This window comes from Collinsella aerofaciens, assembly GCF_040926185.1.
Classification (GTDB): domain Bacteria; phylum Actinomycetota; class Coriobacteriia; order Coriobacteriales; family Coriobacteriaceae; genus Collinsella; species Collinsella aerofaciens_BC.
Map to the genome: position 1 here is coordinate 173,574 of NZ_JBCOIQ010000001.1, position 18,141 is coordinate 191,714.

Annotated in this window: 16 protein-coding genes and 1 riboswitch; of the genes, 1 reads left to right on the top strand and 15 read right to left on the bottom strand. The window is 61.0% G+C overall.

Annotated features, from left to right (window positions below; genetic code table 11):
* Positions 1 to 24 precede the first annotated feature (24 nt).
* From argJ to AB5750_RS00875, 10 genes are all read right to left on the bottom strand, one after another.
* Positions 25 to 1,290 carry a bifunctional glutamate N-acetyltransferase/amino-acid acetyltransferase ArgJ gene (argJ, locus tag AB5750_RS00830; RefSeq protein WP_368145079.1) on the bottom strand — a complete coding sequence of 422 codons (1,266 nt, stop codon included), beginning with the start codon at positions 1,288 to 1,290 and terminating at the stop codon, positions 25 to 27.
* A 134-nt stretch (positions 1,291 to 1,424) separates the two neighbouring features.
* On the bottom strand, positions 1,425 to 2,495 hold the full coding sequence (gene argC / locus AB5750_RS00835) for an N-acetyl-gamma-glutamyl-phosphate reductase (protein ID WP_368145081.1): 1,071 nt from the start codon (positions 2,493 to 2,495) through the stop codon (positions 1,425 to 1,427).
* Between the two features lie 257 nt (positions 2,496 to 2,752).
* Entirely contained in the window at positions 2,753 to 3,163 is a 411-nt protein-coding gene (locus tag AB5750_RS00840) for a pyridoxamine 5'-phosphate oxidase family protein (protein WP_368132201.1), read from the bottom strand.
* 44 nt (positions 3,164 to 3,207) lie between these two features.
* Positions 3,208 to 3,654 (bottom strand): pyridoxamine 5'-phosphate oxidase family protein, encoded by a 447-nt coding sequence (locus tag AB5750_RS00845; protein ID WP_117648255.1) that lies wholly within the window; start codon positions 3,652 to 3,654, stop codon positions 3,208 to 3,210.
* A 30-nt stretch (positions 3,655 to 3,684) separates the two neighbouring features.
* Positions 3,685 to 4,485: an energy-coupling factor transporter transmembrane component T family protein gene (locus AB5750_RS00850; protein WP_368145082.1), complete on the bottom strand. Its 801-nt coding sequence runs from the start codon at positions 4,483 to 4,485 to the stop codon at positions 3,685 to 3,687.
* Positions 4,485 to 6,389, bottom strand: a complete 1,905-nt coding sequence (locus AB5750_RS00855) for an energy-coupling factor transporter ATPase (protein WP_368145083.1) — start codon at positions 6,387 to 6,389, stop codon at positions 4,485 to 4,487. Before AB5750_RS00855 ends, AB5750_RS00850 begins: the two co-directional genes overlap by 1 nt.
* Positions 6,386 to 6,976 carry an ECF transporter S component gene (locus AB5750_RS00860; protein WP_349105772.1) on the bottom strand — a complete coding sequence of 197 codons (591 nt, stop codon included), beginning with the start codon at positions 6,974 to 6,976 and terminating at the stop codon, positions 6,386 to 6,388. Before AB5750_RS00860 ends, AB5750_RS00855 begins: the two co-directional genes overlap by 4 nt.
* A gap of 5 nt (positions 6,977 to 6,981) precedes the next feature.
* Positions 6,982 to 7,174, bottom strand: a riboswitch (FMN riboswitch).
* 371 nt (positions 7,175 to 7,545) lie between these two features.
* Positions 7,546 to 9,183 carry a chaperonin GroEL gene (gene groL, locus AB5750_RS00865; RefSeq protein WP_022094352.1) on the bottom strand — a complete coding sequence of 546 codons (1,638 nt, stop codon included), beginning with the start codon at positions 9,181 to 9,183 and terminating at the stop codon, positions 7,546 to 7,548.
* A gap of 96 nt (positions 9,184 to 9,279) precedes the next feature.
* The gene (groES, locus tag AB5750_RS00870; protein WP_022094351.1) at positions 9,280 to 9,573 is read right to left on the bottom strand and encodes a co-chaperone GroES; all 294 of its coding nucleotides are present in this window, start codon (positions 9,571 to 9,573) and stop codon (positions 9,280 to 9,282) included.
* A 918-nt stretch (positions 9,574 to 10,491) separates the two neighbouring features.
* Complete coding sequence (locus AB5750_RS00875) at positions 10,492 to 12,135, bottom strand: amidohydrolase (RefSeq protein ID WP_368145085.1); 1,644 nt, start codon at positions 12,133 to 12,135, stop codon at positions 10,492 to 10,494.
* A gap of 162 nt (positions 12,136 to 12,297) precedes the next feature.
* Between AB5750_RS00875 and AB5750_RS00880 the strand changes: the two genes are divergently transcribed.
* On the top strand, positions 12,298 to 13,761 hold the full coding sequence (locus tag AB5750_RS00880; RefSeq protein ID WP_368145087.1) for a M20 family metallopeptidase: 1,464 nt from the start codon (positions 12,298 to 12,300) through the stop codon (positions 13,759 to 13,761).
* Positions 13,762 to 13,901: 140 nt separating this feature from the next.
* Here the strand turns inward: AB5750_RS00880 and AB5750_RS00885 are convergent, their stop codons facing one another.
* From AB5750_RS00885 to AB5750_RS00905, 5 genes are all read right to left on the bottom strand, one after another.
* Positions 13,902 to 15,233, bottom strand: a complete 1,332-nt coding sequence (locus tag AB5750_RS00885; RefSeq protein ID WP_368145088.1) for a zinc-ribbon domain-containing protein — start codon at positions 15,231 to 15,233, stop codon at positions 13,902 to 13,904.
* A gap of 149 nt (positions 15,234 to 15,382) precedes the next feature.
* Positions 15,383 to 16,405: a YitT family protein gene (locus tag AB5750_RS00890; protein ID WP_368145090.1), complete on the bottom strand. Its 1,023-nt coding sequence runs from the start codon at positions 16,403 to 16,405 to the stop codon at positions 15,383 to 15,385.
* Positions 16,406 to 16,613: 208 nt separating this feature from the next.
* On the bottom strand, positions 16,614 to 17,135 hold the full coding sequence (locus AB5750_RS00895) for an Asp23/Gls24 family envelope stress response protein (protein WP_368145091.1): 522 nt from the start codon (positions 17,133 to 17,135) through the stop codon (positions 16,614 to 16,616).
* A 44-nt stretch (positions 17,136 to 17,179) separates the two neighbouring features.
* A complete protein-coding gene (locus tag AB5750_RS00900) occupies positions 17,180 to 17,557 on the bottom strand; it encodes a DUF2273 domain-containing protein (protein WP_040358983.1) in 378 nt (125 codons plus the stop codon).
* Positions 17,550 to 18,095: an Asp23/Gls24 family envelope stress response protein gene (locus AB5750_RS00905; protein WP_040358981.1), complete on the bottom strand. Its 546-nt coding sequence runs from the start codon at positions 18,093 to 18,095 to the stop codon at positions 17,550 to 17,552. Before AB5750_RS00905 ends, AB5750_RS00900 begins: the two co-directional genes overlap by 8 nt.
* Positions 18,096 to 18,141 lie beyond the last annotated feature (46 nt).

Consider the following 18,141-nt stretch of genomic DNA (forward strand, 5'->3'; position numbering starts at 1 on the left):
CAAGATGCGCAGCGTGCCCGGAATCTAGGAACGGTAGTCGCCGTTGATGGAGATGTACTCATGCGTGAGGTCGCAGGTCCACACGGTCGTTGCCGCGTCGCCTGCGCCCAGGTCGGCCGAGATCACGATCTCGGGCGCCTCAAAACGTCGCAGGGCTTCGTCCTCATCGAAGGGGACCGTCAGGCCATCGCGACAGACGGGCATACCCATCATGTCGATGGACACATCTTCTTGGTTAAACTGCACGCCGCACTTGCCGAGCGCCATGGCAACGCGGCCCCAGTTGCAGTCGTGGCCGGCGATGCAGGTCTTGACGAGCGGCGAGTTGGCAACAGCACGGGCGGCGATATCGGCCTCCTCGTCGTTCGCGGCGCCGGTGACATTAACCGTCACGAGCTTGGATGCGCCCTCGCCATCTGCGGCGATGTTGCGCGCCAGGCTCTCGCACACCTCATGCACGGCAAAGGCCAACTCGTCAAAGGCATCGGAGCCCTCGACAATAGGCTCGGCATTTGCGGCAGCGCCGGAAGCGAGCATGATGCAGGTGTCGTTGGTCGAAGTATCGGAGTCGACCGTTACCTTGTTGAAGGTCTGCTTGACGGTGGAGAGTAACAGGGCGTGAAGCGCCGCCGGCTCGACGGGGGCATCGGTAGTGATGACTGCGATCATGGTGGCCATGTTGGGCATGATCATACCCGAGCCTTTGCACATACCGCCCACCGTATAGGCATTACCTGCGTGCCCCGCGGCCTCGCTGCGGTAACACACGGCATACTCCTTGGAATGCGTGTCGGTCGTCATGATAGCGCGAGCGGCATCGGCGCCGCCGTGGGCGGAGAGCGCCTCGTAGGCGGCAGGAACGGCGGTCTCAAACGTGTCGATCGGCAGAATCTGACCAATTACGCCCGTGGAGGCGACCAGAATCTGCTGGGGCTCGCAGCCGATGACCTGCGAGGCGATGTTGCAGGTCTCGCGCGCGCAGGCAAGACCGGTTTCACCCGTGGCGGCGTTGGCGTTGCCAGAGTTGATAGAAACACCGGCGATGATGCCATAGCCCTTGTCGGCGCCGCCCAGGTTGGCACGGCTCACCTGCACGGGCGCCGCACAAAAGCGGTTAGTCGTAAACACGCCGGCCCCGGGACAGGGTTTATCGGGCACGACGAGCGCGTAATCCAGGCGCTCGGGATTCTTGCGGAATCCGGCATGGATGCCCGCCGCCTTAAAGCCGGCTGCCGCCGTTACGCCGCCCTCTACGGCATGGATCTTGATATCGAACTGCTCAGCATTCATCGTCTTTATGACTCCTTATGTCAAACAAAAAATGGGCATCGGTTGGTGCGCCATGCCAGCCACAATCATGAGACCAGCTTAAGAGTGGCGCCCCACTCGATGCCCGATTACCAAATCGCTAACAATCGAATGTGCTACACCGGGCACGCCACTGTGGGCAAGCCTCGTCGCTCGCCAAAACCAAAGACGATGTTGGCGCACTGGACCGCCTGGCCTGCTGCACCCTTGCACAGATTGTCGATGGCGCCCGTGGCCACCAGAACGCCCGCGCGCTCGTTGAGCGCGAGACCGATCTGGGCGGCGTTGGTGCCGACGACCGAAGCCGTCTTGGGCTGCTGACCGGCATCGAGTACGCGCACGAAGGTGCGACCGGCGTAGAACTGCTTGTAATGGTCGACAACGTCCTCAAGGGTCAAGGCGTCGATAGCCCGCGGCGTAAGCGGCATCGTCACCGTAGAGAGCAGACCGCGCTTGAGCGGTGCCAGGTGCGGGGTAAAGACGACACGATCGGTTAGACCGAGGATTTGCTCGATTTCGGGCGTGTGACGATGCTTGCCCACGCCGTAGGCCTCCAAATTCTCGTCGGCGCTGCAAAAATGCGTACGGGCGTTGCGGGACTTACCGGCACCCGTTACACCGCTGATAGCGTCAACGATCACGGGGCCGCTCTGGGCAACCCAGCCGGCGCGCACGGCAGGCGCGGCGGCAAGGCTCGTTGCAGTGGGATAGCAACCGGCGCAGGCGACCAGTACGGGCTTGCCGTCGGCGTGGTCGGATGCAGCGGTCTCCAAATCCTGGGAGAACAGCTCGGGCAGACCAAAGGCGCGGCTCTTGAGTAGCTCGGGGCTCGTGTGCTCGGCGGCATACCAGGCCTCAAAGGTGGCCGGATCGCTCAGGCGATAGTCGGCCGAGAGGTCAATGCAGGAAACTCCCGCGGCAAGCAGGGCGGGCACCCGTGCCATGGCAGCCGTGTGCGGCACGGCCAAAAAGACCGCATCGCAGTTCTTGAGCTCGGGGGCGTCATGCGTCGTGAAGACAAGATCGCTTACGCCGGTGAAGCTCGGGTACACCGCAGACAACGGCTGGCCGGCATCGGCGTTGGACGTGATGGCAACAAGTTCAAACTCGGGATGGCCGAGCACGAGGCGAATGAGCTCGGCGCCGGCATATCCAGCCGCACCGACGATTCCAACCTTTAAAGACATATCAGACTCCTTGTCTGCGATTTATGCACCGATGCGCATTTCGCAGCGGTTGTTATGAAGTGGGTTGAAACTTTAGCACCAAAAGATGCATAAATACGTAAATGGCTTGCATATTCATGCATTGAAACATTCCCGACACATTCGCTTGAAGGAATTGACAAATGGAGCGGGCCCCGTATTGACCGGCGCTCCTAACGGCGCCGGGCAATACGGGGCCCGCGCATGCGAAAACCAAGTTGTTAGGATGAGCCAGCTGGCTAGAGCTCGACCGGCACCCATTCGTCGTGATTGCAGATAAAAGCCTCGGGATCCTCGACGCTAAAGAAGACGAGCGCGGGGTCGTTAGGCCCCTCATAGTGCTCGCTCAAGCGCTCAAGATGTTTCCAACCGGCCTCGCGCATTTCACTCGAAGCCCGGTCTTCCAGCCCCGCACGCCCGCGCAGAATCAACCAACCATGGCCCGGCCACCAACTCGTGGCCTCAAAGCGCTGATTTTGCAGCAGCTCCTGCCACACATCTTTGGTGCGCGCCGTTACAAACCACAGTTTGCCGTCCTGAATCTGTGCAAACGAGAACGGACGCACATGTGGCTGTCCGTCCACGCTCGTCGCCAGATACCACGCCGGCACCGACGTCAGATACTCCAAAACCGTATTCAATCCGTCCACGTTTCCTCCTGTACTAGCTAGTTTGGGAACCTGGTTTGTGCGAGCTAGAGCTCCAGGCGCTCCTCGCTGCCGTCGATATCACAGAAGCGCGCGGCAATGTTGCGGACCGAAAAGAAAGCAAGGCGGCCGTCGTTGGCACTCTCGTGTTCCTCGCCAATGCCCACCATGTGCTTAAAACCCGCTTGACGCACCTTGTCGCTCGCAACTGCGTCGTCCTCAAGTGCGGCCTCGCCGGTCAACACGATCCAGCACTCCCCCGGCTTCCAGCCCGAGAGTTCAAACTTGGGATTCGCGCTCAGCTCCGCCCACACATCCTTGTCGCGCGACGTGCAAAACCACAACTTACCGTCATCGACCATGGCAAACGAAAACGGCCTCACGCGAGGCTGATGCCCGTCGGCCACATCGGTCGTGGCCAGATACCACGCCGGAATGCGCCTGAGATACGAACAGGCGCGCTCAAGCTGAGCCGTGCGGTCGTTGTCGGTCATAGGGACCCCTTTCTTGCGCTCGAATCGCGCCTAAACAAGTTGAAGATTGATGACGATGACGCAGATGAGCAGCAACGCCGTCACCACCGCCGCCAACGCATCGCCGCGGCCAAATGCAAGCGCATGCAGGCGCGTGCGGCCCTGCTCGCCGTGATAGCAGCGTGCATCCATGGCAGCAGACAGCGTCTCGGCATGGCGGAACACGCCGGTGAACAGCGGAATCGCCACACTGCCGAGCATACGCACGCCGCCGAGCGGGCCCCCCGTCACGCGCGCACCGCGGCTCGCCTGCGCGTCCGCCGTCTGCTTCATCTCGGTGGCAAACTGCGGCATAAAGCGCAACGCGATACCCATGATCATGCCGAGCTCGTGCGCAGGAAGTCCCACACGCGCAAACGGTGCGAGCAGGCGCTCAAAGCCCGCGGTGAGGTCGAGCGTCGGCGTGGTGAGCGTGATAGCGCTCATACCGGCCATCATCAAGGTCAGGCGGCACGCCATAAAGGCGGCGGAATGCAGCGAGCCCTCGCTTATCTGCAAAAAGCCGAGCTGCCACAGAATGCGCCCGCTCTGGTCGGTAAACAAGTTGAGCACCGCGACCACGACGACGATTGCCAGCAGCGGCGCCATCGACGACAGAACGCGACGAACCGGCACCCGAGACACGGCATAGGTCAGCACAACGAAAATTGCGACCGGGGCCAGTCCGCGGAAGCTGCTGACTGTGAGCGTCGTGATCAGAAACACAAAGCCCAAGAGCAACTTAGTTCGCGGGTCCAGGCGGTGGATCGCACTATCGCCGGGATAGTAGCTGCCAAACGAAAACGCCTCCATTAGCAGCCCTTCTCTCGCGCGACCGTCTTGAATTTAGCAATGTCCGCGACGTTAGAAGGACCGCCCGAGCAACCGATTAGCAGGTCCACCAACTCGTCTGTCAGCGACTCAACCGTATAGAGGCCGTCAAAGCGCAGCGGCACGCCCGCCTCCGTAAGCGCCAGCGCCATACGCTGGGCGGCGGGAACGCCCAAGCCGATTGATTTAAGCTCATCGGCATGCGCAAAAACCTGAGCGGGCGTGCCCTCGGCAAACACCGCGCCCTCGTTCATCACGACAATACGGTCGCAGCAATTGGCCAGGTCATCCATGCTATGCGAAACCATGACAACGGTCAGGCCATCGCGGTGAAGTCGATCGATAAGCTCAAGGAAATCCCTGCGCGCAGCCGGATCGAGCCCCACCATGGGCTCATCGAGCACCAGGACTTCGGGCTCCATGGCGAGCACGCCGGCGAATGCCACACGCCGTTGCTGACCGCCCGAAAGCTCAAAGGGACTCTTGTCGCCGACCGTGGAAAGGTCGAGGCCCACGCGCGAGAGCGATGACTCGACACGACGGTCGACTTCATCTTGCGGCAAGCCAAGGTTATGCGGACCAAACGCCACGTCCTGCGCCACGGTTTCGGCAAACAGCTGACGCTCAGGATATTGAAACACCACGCCGACCTTGGCCTTAACCGCGGCGGCGTCTTTCTTGTTTGACAGATCGAGCCCCAGCGCGCGAACGGATCCCTCCTGGGGGCGAATCAAACCGTTGAGATGCTGGACCAGCGTCGACTTACCCGAACCGGTATGACCTGCCAAGCCCAGGAACTCGCCGCGACGCACCGTCAGCGATACATCGCGCAGCGCCCACGGGCTGCTTGGGTCGTTTCCCCAGAGAGCCTGTTTGCTCGATTTGCCCGCAGTGGCCGAGCGCTTATGCCAGCGGCGGCGCTCGCGCGGACTGAGCGAATAACTGTACGAAACATGGGATAACTCGATGACGGGCTCCGACGCGTTGCCCTCGTTGTCTACCGGAACAGTGCCGTCAGCGATTTCCGACTGGGATACGGAAGACTGCCCCGCGATGCCTGCCCCACTTCGCTCGGCATAAGCCTGCGCAATCTCGGCGACCATATCCGCCTCACGTACCTGCGCGCAAACGGGCACGCCCTCCGCACGAAGTGCCGTGCCCAAACGGCACGACTCTGGCATGTCAAGGTTGAGCTGAACGAGTTCATTCGCCCGCGTCAGAATCTCATCGGGCGTGCCCAGCATGGCAACTCGTCCCGTCTGAAACACGGCGACACGATCGGCCTCGGCAGCCTCCTCCATAAAGTGCGTAATCATCACGATGGTCATGCCGCGAGCGTGCAACGCGCGGCAAGCCTTCATGAGGCCCTTGCGTCCACGCGGATCGAGCATCGAGGAAGCCTCGTCCAATATGAGCACGCGCGGTTCCATGGCGAGCACGCCGGCAAGCGCCACGCGCTGCTTTTGGCCGCCCGAAAGCGCATGGGTCTCGTGGCGCTCAAAGCCCACCAGGCCCACACCCTTCAGCGCCTCGCGTACGCGCTGCGCAATTTGCGCCGATGGCACGCCAAGGTTTTCGGGACCAAACGCAACGTCATCTTCGACAAGCGTTGCCACCAGCTGGTCGTCGGGATTCTGGAATACCATGCCCGCGGTCGAACGAATGTCGTAGACCAGCTCGGGGTCGGACGCATCCATGCCGTTGATGCGTACCGTGCCCGCATCGGGCTGCAACAGCGCATTCAGATGCTTGGCAAACGTCGACTTGCCCGACCCATTACCACCGAGGATGCAGAAAAACTCGCCGTCCTCGATGTTTAGATCGACGCCGTCGAGCGCCGGTACGGCACCGTCGTAGCTAAAGGAAACGCCCCGACACTCAATCATGCGCAGCCTTTGACCTGGTCCTTTTTAGGCGTGATGAGGTTGGAGACCGCCTTGTACACCGCAAGCGTCAATACCGAATTAAGCACGGTCTTGATAAGGTTGAACGGCAGCACGGCAGGAATCATGAGCGGGGCGATCACATCGACCGAGCCATACCAGAACCAAACGCCAATGGTAAGGTTCGCGACCATGGACAGCACCGTAGCGGCAATGACGCCGAGCACCAGACCAATCACGGCACCCTTATAGGTGTGCATCTTCTGGTAGACGATAGCCGCGGGCAGAATGTAGCCCAGCGTGGCAACCAGGTTCATAAGCGCGCCGACCCAGTCACCCGTGGTGAGCGCATGGATAACGATTGCCATAGCGGCAACAGCAGTGCCGGCGCCAGGACCATACGCAAACCCGCACACCATCGCCGGCACCAGCGACGGGTCATACGTCAAAAACGGCGCCGAAGGAAGGATAGGCAGCTGCACGTACATAAACAGGGCACCCAAGGCACACATCAGCGCCATGGTAACGAGCTGTTTGGTGCTCCACCTATTCGTGTTCTCAAAATGGATATGCTGCGACTGTTCAGACATAAGATCACCTGCCTCTTTCATCCGGACTCTAACCGTTGGTACTGGGATCTCACCAGTTCAGCCGGCATGCGAACCAACGCACACACGGGTCGCGGACTCATCGGCTCGGTCGCAGACGCCTCGCCTGCTCCGCGGCACCCCTTTGGCACCGCCCGATTTACCGCCAGTGGGGAATTCCACCCCGCCCTGAAACAGCAATTGCAAGTGTAGCACGAGCAATCGCTCGCGCAAGTATGCCGAGGGTAATTTGTGGCGGGGATCAGCTGCCGCAACAACCACGTTCCCCACCCATCCCAAAGTAACGCGCTTTTCGCGGCAAAGCCGCGAAACAGCGAAAGGGACACGTATCCCCATCAACCACATTCTCCGCCCACGCCGACCTCAAGGCCGTAAACGCAGGGGATCCGGGGGCGTGACGGGGGTTTCTCTCCGGAACATTCCGCAGGACGCAAAGAGGCTCCGCAGCGCGAAGCGCGATGCGGAGCCTCTTTGCATGTCCGAGGACGTTCCGGAGAGAAACCCCCGTCACGCCCCCGGATTCCCGGTGGGAGTTCTAGACCTTGTCGGCCTTAGTACATACCGCCGCCCTGCTGACCAGCGGTGGCAGCAGCGATAGCGTCCTCAAGCTGAGTGTTTTTGGGCACATCGGAGACGGTGGCCTCGGTGATGAGGATCAGGCTGGCGACGGAAGCAGCGTTCTGCAGGGTGACGCGGCTGACCTTGACGGGGTCGAGGACGCCCATCTCGATCATGTCGCCCCACTCGCCGTTGGCAGAGTTGAGACCCTGGCCGGCAGGCAGCTCGGCAACCTTGTCGACCACGACAGCGCCCTCAAAACCAGCGTTCTTGGCGATGGTAGCGACCGGAGCGGTCAGAGCCTTCTTGACGATGTCGACACCGATCTTCTCCTCGGGGTCGTCGAGCTCAACGGCGTCGAGCGCAGGAGCAGCGTCCATGAAGGCGACGCCGCCACCGGCGACAATGCCCTCCTCGACAGCAGCGCGGGTTGCCTGCAGGGCGTCCTCGACGCGGTGCTTGATCTCCTTGAGCTCGGACTCGGTAGCAGCGCCGACCTTGATGACGGCAACGCCACCGGAGAGCTTGGCCAGGCGCTCCTGGAGCTTCTCACGGTCGAAGTCAGAGGTGGTGTTCTCCATCTCGCCCTTAATCTGAGCGATACGGGCGTCGATGGCCTCCTTGGAGCCAGCGCCGCCGACGACGACGGTGTTGTCCTTAGAGATGGTGACGGACTTAGCGGTACCGAGCATATCGGCGGTGATGTCAGCGACCTTCACGCCCAACTCGTCCAGGGCAGCCTGGCCACCGGTGAGGACAGCGATGTCCTCGAGAATGCGCTTGCGGCGATCGCCGTAGCCAGGGGCCTTGACGGCGCAGACGTTGAGGGCGCCACGGATCTTGTTGAGGACCAGGGTCGGCAGAGCCTCGCCGTCGATGTCCTCAGCGATGATGAGCAGGCCGCGGCCAGCGCGCTGGACAGCCTCGAGAACGGGCATAATGTCCTGAACGCTGGAGATCTTCTGGTCGGTGATGAGGATGTACGGATCCTTCATCACGGCCTCCATGCGGTCGTTGTCCGTGACGAAGTAAGCGGAGACATAGCCCTTGTCGAACTGCATGCCCTCGACGGTGTCGATGGTGATATCGAACGTCTGGGAATCCTCGACGGTGATGACGCCGTCCTTGCCCACGACCTCCATAGCCTCGGCGATCTTCTCGCCGACCTCGGGGTCACCGGCGGAGATGGTACCGACGGAAGCGATCTGCTCCTTGGTCTCGACAGGCTTGGCCTGCTTCTTCATCTCGGCGACGGCGGCGTTGACGGCCTTGTCGATGCCGCGACGGATGGCCAGCGGGTTGGCGCCAGCGGCGACGTTGCGCAGACCGTCGTTGACGATGGCCTGAGCGAGCAGGGTTGCGGTGGTGGTGCCGTCACCCACGGTGTCGTTGGTCTTGGTGGCAACCTCCTTCACCAGCTGAGCACCCATGTTCTCGATGTTATCCTCGAGCTCGATCTCCTTGGCGACGGAAACGCCGTCGTTGGTGATGGTCGGGGCACCGAACGTGCGCTGCAGCGCAACGTAGCGACCCTTGGGGCCCATGGTGACGGTAACGGCGTCGGCCAGAGTGTTGACGCCCTTGGCGAGCTTAGCGCGGGCATCGGTGTTGAACGTAATGTTCTTTGCCATGGTAGGTAATCCTCCAAAAGAAATGTGACTCGCGTCGCCGCTTCCGAGTCCTATGCGGCGGGCGCGTTCAAAGACGAATCAGAGATTCTGACGAGACTAGGCCTCGACGACGGCGTAGATGTCGTCGGCGCGCATCAGCAGATACTTCTCGCCGTCGACCTTGACCTCGTTGCCACCGAACTTACCGTAGATGACAACGTCGCCAACCTTGACGTCCATGGGGATGCGCTCACCCTTGTCGTTGACCTTGCCGGCGCCCACGGCAACGATGGTGCCACGCTGCGGCTTCTCCTGAGCGTTGCTGGCAATATACAGACCAGAAGCGGTCTTCTGCTCGGCCTCGTCGGGCTTGACCAGAACACGATCTGCAAGCGGCTTCAAAGACGACATGCTTGTCTCCTCCTTTTTGGGCCGCGCGGTTATACCACGCGAATTAACCCTTTTTGTTTGCGTACGCGTTGAATGGTACCCACGAATGGCGGGTTATACAACACGGAGTCAAAAAATCTTATTTTTTGGCACTTAGATTTTCTGAATGCCGGGGGATAACTTAGCGATGCCTCCCGTGTGGCTCCGGAGGGGCGGGGCGTAAGGTTTCCTGCTCGGGCAGTCCTGCTCGCACGAAGGCCACATTAAGTGGCCTTCGGCTCGTACGGAACTCGCGATAAACCTTATGCCCCGCCCCTCCGGAGCCACACGGGAGGCAGGTTAACTAATTCGGGCCCGACATTCAGAAAAGTCAGTGCAGCAAAATGGCGATGCGGATAGCGACATGGGCATGGTTTTCGTTGCGTGCACGGGTCCCCTGGGGAGCACCGTGCATTTTTGGGAGTATTCAGCAAGCCAGGACGGCTGCATACACGCCGGACACACCATATTGGTCCCAAGGACGCCTTCGACCGGCGATTTGAGTCGGCAGGCAAACCCCGCCAGGACAAAAAGGCATGCTTCGCGCCGTACCGGAGCCCAAAATGACGTCAATCTCCGCAACGTTACTCAGCCGCAGCGGCACCGGCAGAGCTCGCGGTGCTGAATACTCCGTTTTTTGCACGGCACGGGCGGGGGTACATCAGGATCAGGAAGGACATCCCAGCCTTTTTATGCAATCTGTAATGGGAAGTATGCAAAACACCAAGAGATAGCATTGCTGGTGTCCAAATTGAGCGCGGGGCAGCAGCACCTCCGCCCCGCACCCAAATCCAACAGAGCAGGGACGCTCATGGCGGATCCCCACCAAAACGCAAACGCGGCTCGAGCGCTATCCCAAAAAGGCTGCCCGAGCCGCGCTTAACGGTACGGCATGAATACTTAGCGCTCGTAAATCAAGTTACCTGCCAGGTAGGTGGTCTGAACCTTGGTAGCCTGGAGCTCTTGGGGGTCGATAGTGAGCGGGTTTTGGTCCAGGACTACCAGGTCGGCATACTTGCCGGGCTCCAAGCTGCCGAGGTTTTGCTCGTCGCCCGCTGCATAGGCGCTGCCCAGGGTGTAGTTGCGCAGGGCTGTTGCTGCATCGATGCGCTCGCTCGGTAACCAGCCGCCCTCGGGCCAGTGGCTTTTGGGATCCTGGCGCGTGATAGCCGTGTAGAGCACGTTCATGCTGGTAACAGCTGTGATGGGGCTATCGGTGCCGAAGGCTTGTCGAATGCCGCGCTGCTTATAGGTTGCGAACGGCCACATGATGCGGCTGCGCTCCAGGCCCAGGTCGCGCTCGGGGCCGCCCGGGTCGAGTGTAATGTGGCAGGGCTGGCTCGAAGCAACCACGTTAAGCTTGCGCAGGCGGTCAATGTCCTCGGGCAAGAGGTTCTCCAGATGCTCGAGCGTGTTATGACCGTGCTGGGGCAGGCCGTACAGTTCCGCGGCCTCCTCAAAGATATCGAGCGCGGCATGGATGGCACCGTCGCCGATGACGTGGATGCGCACGGTGTGACCGCGCTCCGCGGCAGCGAGGACCAGCTTGCGCATACGCTCGGCAGGAACCGTCAGACGGCCCTGGTCGCCCGGGAAGCGCGGGTTGGTATAGGGCTCGGTGAGATAGGCCGTGTGTTCGCTCGACACGCCGTCGAAAAACTGCTTAAAACCAGGCGCCGAGAGCAGCGCGTTGTTCGCGTAGCGGGTCTGCAGCTCTTCCAAGCGCGACTGGTCATCCAGCAGCGTGGGGAACAGATGGGCTCGGATGCCCAGCTTGCCGGCTGCCTGCAGTTTGTCGTAGACGTCGTCGCGGATAAAATCGCAGCCCGGCATGGGCATGAGCGACATATCGCAGATCGAGGTGATGCCCTGCTCGGCCATACGCCTCATTTGATCGGCGTAAGCGCTTGCGATGCGATCCTCCCCCAGCCACTCAAGGCAGCGCGGTAGCAGCTGCATGGCAGCCGCCTCGTGAGCGATACCCGTGAGTTCGCCGTTTGCATCCTTGTCGTAACTGCCGCCCGCTGGCGGCTCGCTGTCGCGCGTGACGCCGAGCGCCTCGAGTGCGCGGCTGTTGAGCCAAAGCGTGTGCCCGTCGCCCGAATACATAACGCAGGGACGATCGGGGAATGCCGCATCGAGCGACGCCTTGGTAGGATGCTCGGGCGGATCCCAACGGTAATCGCGCCAGCCCTGCGTCACGACCCAAGCGTCACTAGGCAGATCCTGGGAAAACTCGAGCGCATGTTGCACCAGCGCCGCCTCGGACGTGCCCATATCCATGAGCATGTACGGCGAGGAACCGACCGAGGTATGGAAGAAGTGCAGATGAGCGTCATGGAAACCGGGGCAGACAAACTGCTCGCCGTAGTCGATAACCGGCGTGGCGGCAGGCGCGGCGGCAATCACGTCATCCGGCGCACCGACTGCGACGATACGGTCGCCTGCGATGGCAATCGCCAGCTCGCGGGCGGTATCGATGCCGTCTTGCGCGGTAAAGACGTTCTTGGAGCGGATAATCAGATCGATATGTTGCATGGGCATCCCCATCTCTGGCAGGAAATTCAACACCCCCGAGTGTACTCCCCCGCCCTTGTAACAAAACCCCAAGCGGCAAACGGCAACTTTACCAGCCCTAGCGGCAGGTGGCATACTGGAGAGAGCCTGTACGATTTTGCGATCAACCCAGCAAGGAGCAAATCGACCATGACGAAGACCAAGGCACAGCAGATTATGGCGGCGACCGAGGCTCGCGCGGCTGACGACGTCACCGCGGCCATCCAAGATATCGCTACCGAGTTTGAACCATATATCATCAAGCAGCGCCGGCACTTCCATAAGCACCCGGAGCTGAGCCTCGCCGAGGAGCGCACGACCTCCGACATCGCCAACCAGCTCGACGCCATGAATATCCCCTACGAGCGTCCCCTTAAGACGGGCCTGGTGGCAACGCTTCGCGGCACCGCGCCCGACGCCTATCGCGAGGACGGCACGCCACGCCGCCGCATCCTGCTGCGCGCCGATATCGACGCCCTGCCCGTTACCGAGCAGACTGGCGAGGAGTTCGCCAGCGTCAACGAGGGCTGTATGCACGCCTGCGGCCACGACTGCCATATCGCCATGATGCTCGGCACGCTGCAAATCCTGCGCCATATGACCGACGACATCCACGGCGAGGTCCGCATCGCCTTCCAGCCCAGCGAGGAAAACGGCCAGGGCGCCAAGCTCATGATCGGCACGGGTGTGCTCGACGGCGTCGATGGCGCCTACGCCGCGCACATCTGGAGCGAGGTCGACGCCGGCACCGTGAGCTGCGAGCCCGGACCGCGCATGGCCAATACCGACTGGTTCCGTATCGACGTACGCGGCACCTCGTGCCACGGCGCCATGCCCCAGCGCGGTCACGACGCCGTTATGGTGGCCGCAGAGATCGTCAACGCCCTGCAGACCATCGTCTCGCGCGAGATCAGCCCCTACGAGCCGGCTGTCATCACCGTCGGCGAGCTGCACGGCGGCACCGCACGCAACGTTATCGCCGGCACGGCCTACCTCGCCGGCACGGTGCGCACCTACGGCGATTCGACCCACGAGGAAATGCCGGAGCTCATGCGCCGCATCGTGGAGCATACCGCGGCCGCCTTGGGCGCCGAGGCAGAGCTCACCGACTACACCATCGCCAACTACAAGGTCGAAAACGACGCCGCCTCGAGCGAGCGCTGCCGTCAGGCTGTAATCAAGTGCCTGGGCCCCACCGGCCAAGGCCATTATCGCGGCACGCTTTCGGGCGAGGATTTTTCGGAGTACCTGCGTCGCGTACCGGGCGTGCTCGCCTTTGTAGGTACGCGCAACCCCAAGATTGGCGCCACGTACGCCCAACATTCCTGCTTCTACAAGATCGACGAGACCGTGCTGGCAAAGGGCTCCATGGTGGCCGCCCAGTATGCTATCGACTTTTTGGCCGAGCCCACGCAAGAGGAGCTCGACGGCCCCGCGATTACCGCGGTCGCCGAAACCAACCCCGATCTGGCCGCCAAGTTGCGCTCTGCCAAGGCGACGACCGCCGAGGCTCGCGACGCCATCCATGATGCCCGAACGGCTCGCCATGCCGCGATCAAGGGCATCCACGACGCACGCGCTGCTGCACGCCGCGAGGAGAAGCACGACGAGTAGTCGATTCGCTGGCATCTCGCAGTCATAGCCACATCGCGATGTCAAAGCGGGGGCGGACGTTTCGACACGTCCGCCCCCGCTCATTTATCAAGCGCTATTTCTACTATTTCTACCCCGTCCCCAAATGGCAGACGGCATGGCTACTCGTCCTGAGGTTCCTCGTCGGAGCTTGGCTCGGACGCCGACTCAGGTGCAGGTGCCGGCTCAGGCTCAGGCTCAGGCGCAGGCTCAAGCTCAGATGCCGTCTCAGACTCGGGCGCCGGTTCAGGCTCGGGCGCCGGCTCAGGCTCGGTCGCGGGAGCGGGTGCAGGTGCCGGCTCAGGCTTGGGCTCGGACTCAGGTGCGGGCTCGGCATCCGGAGCGCTGTAACCCGAGGGAGCGGACTTCTTCTCGAAGGGCAATACAAAAGTCAGGACGTCGTCCTTGTCCTCGTCGGCCCACTCGCTTGCATAACGTGCAACCCAATAGCCAACGGCACGGTGCTTGAGCATCTTGCCAAAGACCGTAAGAAATACGGTGACGAAAGCGACCAGCACCAAGAACAGCGCGAGCGTGACGCCACCGCCGGTAACAATTGCCTCAATACCCGTAGGACGATAGTAGTAGCTATACATACCGACAGAGGCAATGGCGCCAAAGACGACCGTCAAGATCCATGTGACAACGTTGGCGACCAGGCCCGTCAAAAACTCGGGAAGGAACGAAGCACAGAACAGCTTGGTCTTGTTGTGCTTAAACGCCGCCCAGACCTTATCGAGCGAAAACGCGCTCTCGACACGCCCGGTCACCGCAAAGTGCATCACGGCGATGTCGGCGAACATCTTAAAGAAGACACCCAGAATCGCCGAGGCAATCAGCGCCAGGACAAGCAGGCCGAGCGAACCGAACAGCGCAGCCTCGAGCGCATAGGAGCCATAGTAGGAGTACGAGCCTGCGGCACCAAGCGCCACGCCCTCCACCAGCGAAAGCACTACACCGATAACGGGAATGGCAGCGATAACCTCGAGCACGACCGAAATAACGCTCGAAAAGACTCCAAGGCCAAACGATGTGGAACGCATCAACGGACGATCCATGCCGTCATCGACCTTGAGCGAAAGATCACGACCCCACTCGATACCAAAGCCGGAACCGCACACGCTCGCAATGCAAGCTGCCAAAAAGCCAATGGCAGCCGCAATGCCGCCAATAACGGGAATAAACAACACGAGCACCGACACAACGCAAATCAGCGCCGGCAAAAACGCGATTTGGCATACACGCTGAAGCACGCCCGGAGTCTTGGTCATATCTTGGAACGCCTGAGCCACACAGCCCTTTGGCGCATTCGCCACGGGCGGCTGCGGAACAAACTGCTGGGGCTGAGGCTGTCCCTGGGGAGCGGGGCCAGCGGCACCGGCATTAGGAGCACCACACACGCCGCAGAACTTGTCGTTATCGCCCATGGGGGCGCCACACTGCGAGCAGAACATAGAATCATCCCTTCGTATCTTGAACAAATCACTTGGATCGCAAACGATGTCTTTAGCATCATTATTGCCCAATGTGGGGTCAAATACTCAAAGATGACCGATTTGCAAGATACACGGCGCCAGCAGGCGGTTCGTTGAATACGTCTGTGCTAGTTCGTTCCGCGGAAGCCCTTGCCGACAATCTCGGAGCTGTCGACGATCGTGATAAAGGCACCCGGATCGACCTCGCGCGCATAACGGCGCAGCTGCACGGCCTCGCGACGGCTCAGCACGCTCATGATCACCGTCACGCACTTGCCCGAGAAGGCACCGTAGCCGCGGCTGATGGTCGCCGTGCGGTTGAGATGCTTGACGATAAACTCCTCGACCTTAAGGGGCTCGGAACAAATGACCGTGCAGACTTTGCGCAGGTGAATGCTCTCAATGGCTTTGTCGACCACGAGTGTCTTGGCAAACAGGCCAAGCACGCAATACAGACCGACACGCGGGCCATACAAAAAGGCCGCGGTGGTCACGATGCCGATATCGACCAGCAGCAGGGCGCGGCCAATCTCGAGCGTCGTGCGGCGCTTGAGGATCATGGCAAGAATGTCCGTGCCACCCGTCGAGGCGCCGATGTCAAAGACAATAGCGCTGCCGAGCGCCGGCAAGATGACGGCAAAGCACAGGTCGAGCCACATATCACCCGTCAGAGAGACATCGGTCGGAATAAAGAGCTCAAACAGCGAAACATAGGCGGACAACGCAAACGAGGCGAAGACGCTCCACAGGATTGCCTTGCGCTCCAAAAAGATAAAGCCCAAAACGACGAGAACCGCGTTAATAATCCACATAAAGACGCCGACGGGCAGGGTCGGGAACAGCGTGGACAGAATGACCGACATGCCCGAGGTGCCGCCAAAAGCAAAGTGATTAGGGGTTTTAAACGCAACGATGGCAAAGGCCGTAAGAATCAGACCCAGATTGAGCTCGGCAAAAAAGCGCGGGAAGCCTGGCTCCTGGCTGCGCTTTTGGCCGGCACGCTCGCCGCGCTCGATATCGGTGCGATCGACCACGCGCTCCATCGGCACTACGGGAGGACGATGCATCTCCTCGGCAGCACGCGATGCCGCCTCTGCCGCGGCGGCCTCAATTGCCCATGCCTTGCTTTCTGTTTCGTGCTCGTCGGCCATTACGGCAACCCCTCGTTAACAATTTGGAAACAATGCGCCCATTAGGGTAACGCGGAACGCGACGATTGCAACCCCTAGTTAGACGAGCGGTATGCCTACATCGGGGGGCATACAAATAACGGCCGGCCACGCTTTTGCTTGCGCGGTCGGCCGTTTAACGTTTTCGCAGATAAAACCTGCCAAAACAAACCTGTCCCTTTTTGGAAGGTTACTCGTGCTGGCTGGTGCGGTGCTCGTACTCCTCGGGGGTGATGACGTCCTCGATGCGCAGGTTGACGCCCGCCACCTCAAGGCCGGTCATCGCGGCAAGGCGCTCGGTGACACGCGCCTTGACATCGTCGAAGATCGCGGGCGCATAGGCGCCGTACTCGATAATGACGGAGATGTTGACGACCACGCGATTGTCATCGGTGACCTCGACCGTCACGCCCTTGGTCAGATTCTCGGCACCAAACTGCTCCTGCACAAAGTGCATGAGGTTACCCTTCATGCCCAGAATGTGCGGAACCTCGCGGGTGGCCATGGCAACGATCTTCTCGATCACACCGTTGGAATAGGTCAGCGAGTCCTCGGACTCGTCTGTTTCCTCATCATCCTCGTCCGCGTCATCGGCGGACTCGACCTCGACAAGAGCCTCGTCCTCGAGCGTCACATCCTCGGCTTCGGCGACGACCGCCTCGTTCTCCTCGAGCTCGGTATCGGCTACATCGACCTTCGTATTAAAAGCCATGGTTCCTCCTTATGCCTGCCGCGGATGCGACAGTCGAATACATATTAGCGGCCGCTAAACAGACGGCCGAAGAAGTTGACGATCCCGTTCTCGCCGTCGCGAATTTGGCCGATCACGGCGCCGATCAGCACGAAGAATGCAATGACGAGTGTGTCCCACAGGCCGAGCGTGAGCACCAACACGGCGAGGATAAAGCCAGCGACGGCGCCAAGCGTGGTGTTGGGATGACGCACAGCATAGCTCCAGATGGCAGCGCCCGTACCCTTGATGAGACCCATAGCCTCGTCAAAATCCGCGGCCGCCGCGTCTTGTAACTCAGTTGCCTCTGCTTTGGAATCAACAGGTTCGCTCGCCGGCGTGGCGCTCTGGTCAATCGTCAGGCGCGGCGTACGAGCGGTCTTATCTTGATTGGTATCACTCACCGGAAACCTCCACGGTCTGGACGGTAGTCTTGGACGGCAAAAAACGGACGCGCGTGGTCGTACCCGGCGTGCCGAGCATGGTGTCGCAAGCTTCCTCGATGCGCTGCTGCATCGCGGTAGCCAGAGATGCCACGTCCTTATCGTCAAGCGCGATAGCCTCGACCTTAAAACGGACGTGCGAATCGTCGGAACCTTGGACGCGGGCCTCGACATGCTCGATCATCACGCGATCGTCGCGCTCTGCAGCAGCCCTGGCGCACGAAGAAAGCGCCGCGAGCGTGACCTCGATATTGCGCTCCCCCGCCGGATGCACGCAGGACGGCTCGCGACGAGCAAACATCAGGCGGAAGAAGCTTACCAGCACGCCAATCGCCACAACTCCGCCGCATGCCGTCACGACAATGCGCGGCATGGGGTCGCGCATCAGCAGCATAAAGCGATACGTATACGGCCCCCAAAACTGGCAGACAAGCGTACCCAGCGCCACGATGGCGGCGGCAAGATACACGATCGCTAGGGCTCGTTTGAGTACGCGCACGTGGCGCTCCCTTCAAATCTCGGCTCTCGAAATGCAAAACGGTTCG